The sequence below is a fragment of the Streptomyces sp. NPDC058678 genome (genome assembly GCF_042714835.1).
Lineage (GTDB): Bacteria > Actinomycetota > Actinomycetes > Streptomycetales > Streptomycetaceae > Streptomyces.
Window position 1 is genome coordinate 95,710 of sequence record NZ_JBHXSG010000001.1, and the last position, 12,132, is coordinate 107,841.

General features: G+C 72.8%; 9 protein-coding genes. 7 read left to right on the forward strand and 2 right to left on the reverse strand.

The annotated features are described in order from the left end of the window. Positions 1 to 103: 103 nt before the first annotated feature. The 3 genes from ACFWWR_RS00370 (at position 104) to ACFWWR_RS00380 (ending at position 5,563) form a co-directional block, all read left to right on the forward strand. A complete protein-coding gene (locus ACFWWR_RS00370; protein ID WP_383874561.1) occupies positions 104 to 1,585 on the forward strand; it encodes an MFS transporter in 1,482 nt (493 codons plus the stop codon). Positions 1,586 to 2,007: 422 nt separating this feature from the next. Beyond that, complete coding sequence (locus ACFWWR_RS00375; protein ID WP_384301144.1) at positions 2,008 to 4,188, forward strand: elongation factor G; 2,181 nt, start codon at positions 2,008 to 2,010, stop codon at positions 4,186 to 4,188. A 478-nt stretch (positions 4,189 to 4,666) separates the two neighbouring features. Beyond that, positions 4,667 to 5,563, forward strand: a complete 897-nt coding sequence (locus ACFWWR_RS00380; RefSeq protein ID WP_384301146.1) for an alpha/beta fold hydrolase — start codon at positions 4,667 to 4,669, stop codon at positions 5,561 to 5,563. On the opposite strand, the gene ACFWWR_RS00385 is transcribed toward ACFWWR_RS00380, so the two are convergent. After that, positions 5,536 to 5,928, reverse strand: coding sequence for an SCO5389 family protein (locus tag ACFWWR_RS00385; protein ID WP_383874567.1), 393 nt, complete (start codon positions 5,926 to 5,928; stop codon positions 5,536 to 5,538). The genes ACFWWR_RS00380 and ACFWWR_RS00385 overlap by 28 nt on opposite strands. Before the next feature lie 50 nt (positions 5,929 to 5,978). After that, positions 5,979 to 6,935: an ATP-binding protein gene (locus tag ACFWWR_RS00390; RefSeq protein ID WP_383874569.1), complete on the reverse strand. Its 957-nt coding sequence runs from the start codon at positions 6,933 to 6,935 to the stop codon at positions 5,979 to 5,981. Positions 6,936 to 7,074: 139 nt separating this feature from the next. Between ACFWWR_RS00390 and ACFWWR_RS00395 the strand changes: the two genes are divergently transcribed. Genes ACFWWR_RS00395 through ACFWWR_RS00410 form a run of 4 tightly spaced genes read left to right on the forward strand, consistent with a single transcriptional unit; the run spans position 7,075 to position 12,129 of the window. Next, positions 7,075 to 7,611, forward strand: a complete 537-nt coding sequence (locus ACFWWR_RS00395; RefSeq protein WP_384301148.1) for a GNAT family N-acetyltransferase — start codon at positions 7,075 to 7,077, stop codon at positions 7,609 to 7,611. A gap of 4 nt (positions 7,612 to 7,615) precedes the next feature. Further along, positions 7,616 to 9,103: an ABC transporter substrate-binding protein gene (locus ACFWWR_RS00400; RefSeq protein WP_383874573.1), complete on the forward strand. Its 1,488-nt coding sequence runs from the start codon at positions 7,616 to 7,618 to the stop codon at positions 9,101 to 9,103. 3 nt (positions 9,104 to 9,106) lie between these two features. Beyond that, positions 9,107 to 10,897, forward strand: a complete 1,791-nt coding sequence (locus ACFWWR_RS00405; RefSeq protein ID WP_384301150.1) for an ABC transporter permease subunit — start codon at positions 9,107 to 9,109, stop codon at positions 10,895 to 10,897. After that, entirely contained in the window at positions 10,894 to 12,129 is a 1,236-nt protein-coding gene (locus ACFWWR_RS00410) for an MDR family MFS transporter (protein WP_384301152.1), read from the forward strand. The genes ACFWWR_RS00405 and ACFWWR_RS00410 overlap by 4 nt, the downstream gene beginning before the upstream one ends. Positions 12,130 to 12,132: the final 3 nt, after the last annotated feature.

Genomic DNA, 12,132 nt, shown 5'->3' on the forward strand with positions numbered 1-12,132 from the left:
CGTGAGGGTGCGACCCCCGAGAGTGCGACATGCCATGACGAGCCCGCAGCCACATCCCTCAGCGCAGACCACCACCCGGGAAAGCGGCGGTGGCGGAAACGCGATGGCGTTGCTGATACTCGCGTCCTGCCAGCTGATGGTGGTGCTCGACATCACCATCGTGAACATCGCGCTGCCCGACATCCAGCAATCACTGGGCTTCTCCACCACCAGCCTGGCCTGGGTGGTCAACGCGTACACCCTCACCTTCGGCGGCCTGTTGCTGCTCGGCGGCCGGACCGGTGACATCCTCGGCAGACGGCGCGTGTTCATCTTCGGCGTCCTGCTCTTCGTGCTCGCCTCCCTGCTCGGCGGCCTCGCCCAGAACGAGGCCCAACTCCTCGGCGCACGCGCCCTGCAGGGCGTCGGCGGCGCCATCGCGTCCCCGACCGCCCTCTCCCTGGTCAGTACGACCTTCCGCGAAGGCCCCGAACGCAACCGGGCCTTCGGGGTCTTCGCCGCGGTCTCGGCGGGCGGCGGCGCGATCGGGCTGCTCGCCGGCGGGATGCTCGTGGAGTGGCTGAACTGGCGGTGGGTGCTCTTCGTCAACGTCCCGATCGGACTGCTCATCGCCCTCGCCACACCCCGCTGGATCAAGGAGTCCGAACGCCACCCGGGCCACTTCGACATCACCGGTGCGCTGACCTCCACCGTGGGCATGGTCCTGCTGGTGTACGGGTTCATCAGGGCCGCGCAGGAAGGCTGGCGGGACGCGCTCACGCTGGCCTCGTTCGCCGCGGCCGTCGTCGTCCTCGTGGGCTTCGTCCTGGTCGAGCGGCGTTCCCGGCAGCCGATCACCCCGCTCCACATGTTCGCCGACCGTAACCGGGCGGGCACGTACGGAATCATGCTCTGCCTCGCCGCCGCGATCTTCGGCATGTTCTTCTTCCTCACGCTCTTCGTGCAGAACGTGCTGGAATTCAGCCCGCTGGCCACCGGCTTCGCCTTCCTGCCGGTCAGCGCGGTCATCGCGATCGGTGCCGGACTGGCCTCGCGGTATCTGCCCGTCTACGGGCCCAAGCCCTTCATGGTGGGGGGCGCGATCCTCGCCGCCGCGGGCCTGGCCTGGCTGACCCTGACCGACGTCCACTCCACCTACGCGGGCAGTGTCCTCGGCCCGATCCTCGTCTTCAGCCTCGGCATGGGCATGGAGTTCGTCTCGCTCACCCTGATGGCGCTCTCCAACGTCTCCGTCCGTGAGACCGGCGCGGCCTCCGGACTCCTCAACGCCACCCAGCAGGTGGGTGGGTCGCTCGGTCTGTCCATCCTGGTCACGATGTTCGGTACGGCCAGCACCAACGAGGCCGACAAGCAGGTCCCACTCTTCCTCGAGCAGGCCACCCCGGCCGAACGCCTGCGCTTCCAGCGCACCGGGGAGCTTCCGCGGCCCTTCTCCGACGAGGTCCTCACCGCCGGAGTGTCGGCCTCCTTCGTCGTGGCGGCCATCTTCACCGCGATCGCCGCGATCATCGCCGTCCTCGTCATCCAGGTCCGCCCCTCCGACCTGGAACGCCTCAAGGGCGGAACGGGGCCGGGGCCGGTCTGAGAGCGGGGCATGCGGGCGATGCCCGGGGGCGGGCGCCGACTGGCGGCGGGCGCGGAAAATCCCGTGCCCTGCCCCTCCCCGGCTCCCTACACTCATCACGATCCACGCGCCGCCCACCATTTCGCGGCGCGTGTCATGACGTGGAACGACGAGTGAGGGGAGACCGGCCGTGCGTGAGTGCACCGCTGTCGTCGTTCCCCGGTCGCAGTACGACGTGATCCTCGTGTCCTCGTCCGTCCGGTGCCCGCTGCGCGGCCGGTACCGGATGCCCCGGACGAACGACTGACCACGACGCCCGGCCTGCCTGCGCTCCGGGCGCAGGTCCCCGAAACGACGTCTCCGTACTGACGTCCCGGCAGATCAGCAGCCCCGTCCGGGAATCGCGCCGCCCTGTCACAGACCCATTCGAAAGGCCACGGGCCGTGCGCACCAACCTCAACCCTCTCTCCCTCGTCCGCAACCTCGGCATCCTCGCCCACGTCGACGCCGGCAAGACCACCGTCACCGAACGGATCCTGTACGCCACCGGGACCACGCACAAACGTGGCGAGGTCCACGACGGCACGACCGTCACCGACTTCGACTCCCAGGAGCGCGATCGTGGGATCACCATCTTCGCTGCGGCGGTGAGCTGCGCCTGGGACGGTCACCGGATCAACCTCATCGACACGCCCGGCCATGTCGACTTCGCCGACGAGGTGGAGCGCTCGTTGCGCGTGCTCGACGGGGCGGTCGCGGTGTTCGACGCCGTCGCGGGTGTCGAGCCGCAGAGCGAGTCGGTGTGGCGGCAGGCGGACCGGCACGGCGTACCGAGGATCGCGTTCGTCAACAAGTTGGACCGGGCCGGAGCCGACTTCGACACGGCCGTCGAGTCGATCCGGAAGCGTCTGCACCCGGCCCCGCTGGTCGTGCAGTTGCCCATCGGGAGCGAGGACACCTTCACCGGTGTCGTCGATCTGCTGCGCATGCGTGCGCTGACCTGGTCCGACGGCGGTGAGACGGTCGAGGAAGGGCCGGTGCCGGAAGGTCTGCGCGAGGAGGCGCTCAGGCGGCGTCGGGTGCTGGAGGAGGCCGTGGCGGAGCTTCATCCGGGTGCGCTGGAGGCCTTCTGTATGCAGTCGACGGGTGGCGTGCCGTCGGTCGACGGTGGTGCGTCGGTCGACGGTATGCAGTCGACCGGACGCAGTCTTCAGTCGACGCACGGTGTCCAGCCGACCGCCGACACGCCTGCCCTCGACACGCCTGCCCTCGACACGCACACGCTCGTAGACGCACTCCGCGACCTCACCCGTACCGGCGAGGGCGTGGTCGTGCTGTGCGGCTCCGCCTACCGCAACCGCGGGATCGAGCCGTTGCTGGACGCCGTCGTGGCGTACCTGCCGTCGCCGCTCGACGTGCCCGCCGTACGCGGCATGCGCGACGACGGTACGGAACAGGAGCGGGCCGCCGACCCGCAGGCGCCCTTCGCGGCGCTGGCGTTCAAGGTGACCGCCACTGCGACGGGCCGGCTGACGTATCTGCGGGTGTACTCGGGCACGATCGAGAAGGGAGCCACGGTGATGGACGCGGGTGCGCGGCGCACCGAGCGCATCGGGCGGATCCTGCGGGTGCAGGCCGACCGGCACGCCCGGTTGGAGCGGGCGGTCGCCGGGGACATCGTCGCCGTGGTCGGGCTGAAGTCCGCCCGGGCCGGCTCGACGCTGTGCGCGCCGGACGCCCCGCTGGTCCTCGAGCCGCCGAGCGTGGCCGAACCGGTGGTCTCCGTGGCGGTGGAGGCACGCAGGTCCACCGACACCGACCGGCTGGCCACGGCGCTGGCGCGGCTGGCCGAGGAGGACCCGTCGCTGGTGGTCCGGACCGACCCCGAGACCGGTCAGACACTGCTGTCGGGCATGGGCGAGCTGCACCTGGAGGTCGCGGTGGAGAAGGTCAGGCGCGACCAGTCGCTGGAGGTCGCCGTCGGCCGGCCGAGGGTGGCTTACCGGGAGACGGTCGCCCGCGGGGTGTCCGGCCTGGTGTACCGGCATGTCAAACAGGACGGTGGAGCAGGGCAGTTCGCGCATGTCGTCCTCGACGTGGAGCCGTTGGACCCGGAGACCGGCAGCGGTTTCGAGTTCCGTTCCGTCGTCGTGGGCGGGCGTGTGCCGCAGGAGTACGTCCGGGCGGTCGAGGCGGGCTGCCGGGACGCCCTGGCCGAGGGGCCGATCGGCGGGCATCCGGTGACCGGGCTGCGCGTCACCCTCGCCGACGGGGCGACCCATGTGAAGGACTCCTCGGACACGGCCTTCCGTACGGCAGGCCGGTTCGCGCTCCGGGAAGCCCTGCGCGCCTCGGCGATGACCCTGCTGGAACCCGTCGTCGAGGTCACGGTCACCGTGCCCGAGGACGCCGTCGGCACCGTCCTCGGCGACCTCGCCGCACGACGGGGCCGGGTCTCCGGCTCGGCCACGCGCGCGGGGTCGGCGGTCGTCACCGCGACCGTGCCGCTGGCCGAACTGTTCGGCTACGCGACCCGGTTGCGCAGCCGCACCCAGGGCCGCGGCACCTTCACGGCCCGGCCCACCGGATATGCCCCGGCACCGGTCACCGCACCTACGGGGTGAGGCGGTGCCGCGGTGACGTGATGCGGTGACCGACAGGCGGCCCCACCTTCACCCGAGGGTGGGGCCGTCGGCGGTGACGTCATGTTCGGGGATCCGAGTCCCGTAGCCGAGCCCCAGGACGACCGTCCCCGCCCGGTTCACCTGGATATCGGCTGGTCGACGGGGTGGATCCCCGTGTCAGCAGCAGGTGCAGCCCTTGCGCCAGTGCCTGGTTGCGTCGTGCGCGCGCATCGAGGGAGGGAGCGGCGGGCGGCCTGACGGGACAGCGGCGGCGGGAGCTGGACCACCGTCCCCACCCCGCGCTGAAGGCGGCGGCGCAGCCATGTCGTAGGCCACCCGCCGAAGGGGGCGGAGCAACCCTGTCGTTGGCTCCGCCCTGAGACGGAGGAGGCGGCGGAGCCGGGGTCGTGGCCCCCCCCGCCCTCGCCCTCACCGCAATCCGCTTGCCGGGACGGTAACCCGTTGAAAGTCTCGCCCCATGCCCACCTTCTCCGCGCCCGACGGAACCCGCCTCGCCTACCACGTGTCCGGTGACGGCCCGCCCCTGATCTGTCTGCCCGGAGGCCCGATGCAGGACTCGGTCTATCTGGGCGGCCTGGGCGGGCTGACCACCCACCGCACGCTGATCCGCCTGGACCTGCGGGGCACGGGCCGGTCGGCGACGCCGGACGATCCGGCGTCGTACCGCTGCGACCGCCTCGTCGACGACGTGGAGGCGCTCCGCGAGGAACTGGGCTTGGACCGGGTGGACCTCCTCGGTCACTCGGCCGGTGCCAACCTGGCGGTCCTCTACACGGCCCGCCACCGAGACCGCGTCGCGCGCCTCGCCCTGGTCACCCCGAGTGTCTACGCGGTCGGCGTGGAGGTCACCGCCGAGGACCGCCTGGGCACCGCACGCCTGCGCCGGGACGAACCGTGGTTCACCCCGGCGTACACGGCCCTGGAAGCGATCACCGCCGGCCGGGCGGCCCCCGGCGACTGGGAGGCCGTCGCCCCCTTCTGGTTCGCCCGCTGGGACGACGAGGCGAAGGCCGTACGGGAGGCCGAGGCAAAGCAGCGCAACGACGACGCCGCGGCCGTGTACGGCTCCGAAGGCGCGTTCGACCCGGCCGCCACCCGCGCGGCCCTCGCCGGCTTCGTGGCGCCTGTGCTCGTCCTGGCCGGCGAGGTGGACGTGGCGGCACCACCGCGCGCCGTGGCGGAGTACGCGCGCCTGTTCCCGAACGCCGAACCGGTCGTCCAGCCCGGCGCGGCGCACTTCCCGTGGCTGGACGACGCGGGGCGGTTCGTGACGGCGTTCCTGGAACGAGGTCTCGAAGGGAAACGGGCCGAAGGCGTCCCCGGAGGTCAGCAGTCCCGGAACTCCGGCGACTGATTCAGCACCTGTGACCGCACCGATGTGAAGCGTCCGTACGTCTCACCCTCGCGGGCCTCCGGCCGGAACGCCGCCACCCGGTGGCAGTTCTGGAAGGCGAGCGCCACACCGAAGTGGCGCTCCAGGCTGCCGCGGATCGCGTCGCTCGCCAGGGCGCGCAGCAGCTGGCCGCGCTCCCGCTCGGAGGGGGGAGGGGTCTGGTTGTCGGTGAAATCGGCCTGCCCGTCCCGCAGTTCGGCGGCGAGGGAGGCGATGAGGTCGTAGGCGTACGGCAGGGAGGTGCGGACGGTGTCCACGAAGTCCTCCTCGCGGATGTCACCGTGCTCGGCTTCGGCGAGGAGCTGGGGGGAGACGTCGAGAGACATGTGCTGGGGTTCCTGTCCGGTCGTCGTGGGGTGGAGGGGCGGGGGAGGGGTCAGGTGAGGGCGGCGGGGCCCGGTACGAAGTCCGGGTCCACCTGTGCGGCGAGGTCGAGGCCGGTCGCCTGGTCCGCCCAGGCCCGCGCGTTGCGCAGGTGGAACTCGACGGCGTGGCGGTGATGCGTCGCCCAGTCTCTCGGGTGGGCGTCGACGGTCTCGCGCAGGATGGTCAGGGCGTGCCGGTTGTGCGGCTCGAGAGTGTCCAACCCGCCCTCGGTACGGCCCTGTTCGGCCGAGCGCACCCAGGGGGAGTGCACCAGGTGCGTCAGGAGGTCGTCGCCGACGTGCTCCTTGAGGAACAGCAGGTCGTCCTCGCCGGTCACCTTGTTGCCGACCACGGCGACGCGGATCCCGAACTCCCTGGCGTGGTCCCGGTACTGGCGGTACACCGAGACGCCCTTGCGGGTGGGTTCGGCCACCAGGAAGGTCATGTCGAAGCGGGTGAACAGGCCGGAGGCGAACGCGTCCGCACCGGCCGTCATGTCGACCACGACATACTCGCCGGGGCCGTCGACCAGGTGGTTGAGGTAGAGCTCCACGCCGCCGAGCTTGGAGTGGTAGCAGGCCACCCCGAGGTCGCTCTCGTCGAACTCGCCCGTCGCCATCATCGGCACCTCGCCCACCCGCCGGACGTGCCGCGTGTGCAGCTCGTCGTCGCCGAGCAGGCGCAGCAGGCGTGAGCCGGTGCCGGGCGGCGTCGTCTTGATCATGGCCTCGCGGGAGGGGATACGCGGGTTGGTGCCGCGCAGGAAGTCCTTGATCTCGTCCAGGTGCGCGCCGAGCGGAGGGGCGCCCAGGGGCTCGTCGTCCTGGCCGAGCGCCTCGGCCAGGTGCTGGTTGATGTCGCCGTCGATGGCGAGGACCGGCGCGCCGGAGCCTGCCAGATGCCGGGTGAAGAGCGCCGACAGGGTGGTCTTGCCGCTGCCGCCCTTGCCGACGAACGCGATCCGCACTACCGCTCCACCTTTTTGAAAATGGATGTCATGTCGGTAGATTGTCGGCGCGGCCCGGGGGTGTCAAATCACACCGCCGCCGGGGTCGATGATCGGTACCCGGTGATCACTCTTCTTCCTTAATGCATATGATGTGCAAGTGCACGACTACAGCATTAGGGCGGCGAGCCCGGACGACCTCGACGGTGCGCGAGCCGTGATGCTCGACACCGTCTACCGCGACTTCGGTACCGGCTACGTGCCCCGCTGGCACGCCGACATCGTCGACCCGGCCGCCGCCTACCTCGCCCCCGCCCGCCACACCCTCCTGGTCGCCGTCGACCCGGGCGACGGAGCCGTCGTGGCCACCGCGGCCCTCGACTCCCGCGGCCCGGCCCACCCGCCGAACCCGCGCCCTCTCGCGGAGCGTTACCCCTCCGGCCGGACGGCGCAGCTGCGCCGGGTGTACGTCCGCCCCGAGCACCGCAGGCGCGGCCTCGCCCGGCGGCTGGTCGACGAACTGCTCGCCTTCGCGGCCGCCGACGGCGGCTACCGCGCCGTCTACCTGCACACCGACCCCGCGGTGCCGGGCGCCGAGCCCTTCTGGCGGTCGCTCGGCAAGGTCGTCCACGACGAGCGCGAGGATCCCGGCGGCGGCAACGGCGTCGTCCACTTCGAGATCCCGATGGGGCGGTGACGGCATGCGACGCCGCCCCCTACTCGGTTCCCTGCTGCTCGCCCCCCTCCTCACCGCCTGCTTCGCCTCCGGCGGCAGCGACTCGCCGGAGGACGCGAAGGAAGGCTCCCGGCTGCGGGTCGCCCTGGCCTTCCCGCCCGCCGAGAACCTCTCGCCGTACGGTGCCGACGCCACCATCCTCAGCCGCCTCGGCGTCACCGAGGGTCTCACCGCCCTCGACGCCAACGGCGCCGCAGCTCCCGCGCTCGCCCAGTCCTGGCGCCGCGAGAACGACCGCACCTGGCTGTTCACCCTGCGCGAGGCCACTTTCCAGGACGGTACCGACGTCACCCCGTCCGCGGTGGCCGCCGCCCTCACCCACGCCACCGAGGCCAGGCCCGCGCCCGCCGCCCTGTCCGGTGTCACGCTCACCGCCGAGGCCGAGAGGGGTACCGCCGTACGCATCACCACGGCCGCCCCCGACCCCGTACTGCCCCTGCGGCTGGCCGGCCCGGGCCTCGCCGTCCTCTCCTCGAAGGCCTACGACGCAAAGGACCGCGTCGACCCGGTCGGCACCGCCACCGGCCCCTTCGAACTGACCAAGGTCTCCGGATCGGCCTCCGCCACCCTCGACCGCTACGACGACTACTGGGGCGGCCGCGCCCAGGCCTCCGGCGTCGACGTCCGCTTCATCGCCGACGGCACCGCCCGCGCGAGCGCCCTGCGCACCGGCGAGATCGACATCGCCGAGGCGGTCCCCGTCGCGCAGGCCGCCACCCTGGACGAGGCCACCCGCAAGGAGACGGCCACCACCCGCACCACGAGCCTGCTCCTCAACTCCGGGAAGGGTCCCTTCAAGGACGCCGGACTGCGCGCCGCCGCCCGCCGGGCCGTCGACACCTCCGCCCTCGCCGACGGCGTCTACGAGGGGTACGCCGACCCCGGCGCCGGCATCTTCGGACCCGCCGTGAACTGGGCCGAGGGCAAGCGGCAGCAGCCCGCCGGACGTGCTGAGGCGGGTGACCCCGACGGTACGAAGATCACCCTCGCCACGTATGACAACCGGCCCGAACTCCCCGAAGTCGCCCAGGTGTTGAAGCAGCAACTGGAGAAGGCAGGGTTCACGGTCACCCTGGAGGTGCGCGAGTACTCCCGCCTGGAGAGCGACGCGCTGGACGGCCGGTTCGACGCCTTCGTCCTCGCCCGCAACACCCTCGTCGACACCGGCGACCCCCTTGCGGTGCTCGCCGGCGACTACACCTGCGACGGCGGCTACAACATCGCGCAACTCTGCGACCAGGCCGTCGACCGAGCCGTCGCCAAGGCCGAGGGCGTCGCCGACACCGCCCGACGCCAGAGCGCCGCGATGGCCGCCGAGGCCGCGATCCTCGGTACCGACGCCGTCGTCCCCCTGGTCCACCAGCGCATCATCACCGGCGTCGCCGACCCGGTCGGCGGCGTGCTCCTCGATCCGTACGAGCGCACCCTCGTCGGCACCGGAACCCGGCGCTGAACCGTGAGACGCCAACTGGCCGCACTCGTGTGGCGTACCGCCCTCGCTGCCGGCCTCGTCTGCGGCATCGGCCTGCTGCCCTGGCTGACGCGAACGGACCCCGCACTGACCGTCCTCAAGGCACGCTCCGCCGACCGCGACCCCACCCCCCGGGTGCTCGCGGACATCCGGGCCCAACTCGACCTGGACCAGGGGCCGTTGACCCTGCTCGGGAAGTGGCTCGGCGGGCTGTGGCGCGGGGACGCCGGACGGTCCTGGCTCTCCGGCGACGAGGTCACCCCCGCCGTGCTCCAGGCCCTCGGCGCATCCCTGCTGCTGATGGCGGTGACCCTCACGGTCGCCGCGCTCACCGCCGCCCTGATCTGCGCCCGCACCCTGTGGCTCGGCGCCCACCGACGCCTCGACGGCCGCCGCGCGGGAGGCGGCGGCTCGGCCGTTCTCGCCGCGCTGCCCGAGTTCCTCACCGCGTCCGTCCTCGCCACCGTCGTCGGCGTACAGCTGGGCTGGCTGCCCGCCCTCGGCTGGTACGGGCCCCAGTGGACGGTGCTGCCCGCTCTCGCCCTCGGCCTGCCCGCCGGTGCGGTCATCGGGCGGCTCCTCGACGACCTGCTGCCCGGCGCCTTCGCCGAACCCTGGGCTCTGGCGGCCGCCGCCCGCGGACTGCCGGGGCGCGGCATCGCCCGCCAGGCCGTACGCCGCTGCCTGCCCGGACTGCTCCCCAACCTGGGCCTGTTCGTGGTTGGCCTGACGGGCGGTGCCGTCGCCGTGGAGCAGGTCTTCGACATCCCCGGCCTCGGCCGCACCACCCTCCAGGCCGCCCTCGCCCAGGACCTGCCCGTCCTGCAGGCCGGCACGCTGGCCATGGTCCTGCTGGCGGCGGCGACGGCGGGCCTCGCCGCCCTCGCGACGCGGCGCCTCGTCGGCCCGGCCCTGCGTGACGGCGCCCTGCCCTCACTCCACCGGCCGTCGCCGCCCGTCCGCAGCATCCTGCCTTTCGCATACGGTGGACTGCTGACCGTCGTCATCGCGCTCGGCCTGCCGCGCGACCCGCTCGCCCTCGACACCGGCGAACGCCTCCGGCCACCCTCCTGGGCCCACCCGTTCGGCACCGACGCCCTCGGCCGGGACGTCCTCGCCCGGGTCGCCCACGGCGCCGTCGACACCCTGCTCCTCACCCTCGCGATCGGCGCGGCCGCGCTGCTCACCGGCGTGCTGCTCGGACTGGTGCCCCGGGTCTCGGGGCCGCTCGTCGACACCGTCAACGCCGTTCCGCCCGTCCTCCTCGCACTCCTCGTCACCGCGATCGCCGGCAGCGGGCCCGCCACACCCGCGCTCGCCGTCGGTGCCGTCGCCTGGGCGCCCCTCGCCGCGCACACCGCCGCGCTGCTGCGCCAGGAACGTGCCGCCCTCCACGTGACGGCCACCCGGGGCCTCGGCGCCGACCGCTGGTACCTGCTGCGCCACGAACTCCTGCCCGCCGCCCTCCCGCCCGTCACCCGTCACGCCCTGCTCCGCCTGCCCGGCGTCGCCCTCGCTCTCGCCTCCCTCGCCTTCCTCGGCCTCGGCGCCCAGCCGCCCGCCCCGGAGTGGGGCCTGCTCCTCGCCGAGAACCAGCCCTACGCCGAGCGCGCGCCCTGGGCGGTCCTCGCCCCCGCCGCCGTACTAGCCCTGCTCGGGGCGCTCGCGGTGACCGCGGCCGGCGGCGTGCGGCTGCCGAGGCGGATCCGGCCCCGCACGCCTGAGCCGTCGACCGAAAAGCCGTCATACGTGAGGAAGTTGGTGGGAAGCCGATGACCACGCTGTCGACCGGCCTGCGACACAAGGCACCCAGGACAACCGGAGGTGCCCGCCTCTCGCCCCTGCTGCGCCTGCTGATCGCCACCCAACTCGCCTTCAACGTCGGCTTCTTCGCCGTGCTGCCCTTCCTCTCCGCGCACCTCGGACAGGCGATGGGCATGGCCGGCTGGCTCGTCGGCCTGGTGCTGGGTCTGCGAACCTTCAGTCAGCAGGGGCTGTTCGTGGTGGGCGGGGCGCTGGCCGACCGGTATGGCATCCGGCCGGTGGTGCTCGCGGGCTGCGTCCTGCGGATCGCGGGATTCGCCTGGCTCGGCCTCGCCGAACGGACCTGGGCCGTCATCGGCGCCGTCCTGCTCATCGGGTTCGCCGCCGCACTGTTCTCACCGGCGGTGGAGTCCGAGGTCGCCCGGCAGGCGGTGGCCTGGGAGTCGGCGGGCGGCGGCTCCCGTACCCGTGTCCTGGCCCTGTTCACGGTGGCCGGACAGGCGGGGGCGTTCGTCGGCCCGCTGCTGGGCGCACTGCTGCTGTCGGTGGACTTCCGCACGGTGTGCCTGGCCGGAGCCGGAGTCTTCGTACTCGTCCTCGCCGGACACGCGTGGCTGCTGCCGCAGCACATCCCCGGCCGCGAACGCGTCCAGGTGCGGGGCGGACTGGGAGCGTTGCTCCGCAACCGCCGCTTCCTCGCGCTCTGCTGCGCGTACGGCGCCTACCTGCTCGCCTACAACCAGCTCTACCTAGCCCTCCCCGACGAGGTGCAGCGCGCCGCCGGCTCCCAGGCCCCGCTCGCCTGGCTGTTCGCCCTGTCGTCCCTGCTGGTCGTGACCGCCCAACTCCCCGTCACCCGCTGGGTCGGCGACCGCCTCGCCCTGCGCCGCTCCATGGCGACCGGACTGCTGCTGATCGCGGCCGGCTTCGCGGTGGTGGCCCTCGCCCGCCCCGCAGCCTGGACCGGCACACCGGGTCTGCTCCCCGCCGCCGGCTTTGTCGTCCTCCTCACCTTCGGCCAGATGCTCGTCGCCCCCGTCGCCCGGGCCTGGGTCCCCGACCTGGCCGAAGAAGGCCGGCTCGGCCTGTACACGGGAGCGTTGTCCTCGGTCTCCGGCCTGATCGTCCTTGTCGGCAGCGCGGCGACGGGGATGCTGCTGGACAGCGGACTGCCGGCCGCGGTGCCGTGGCTGGTGCTGGCGGTCGTACCGGCTGCGGCGATCGGGCTGTTGCCGCGACGATAGGGT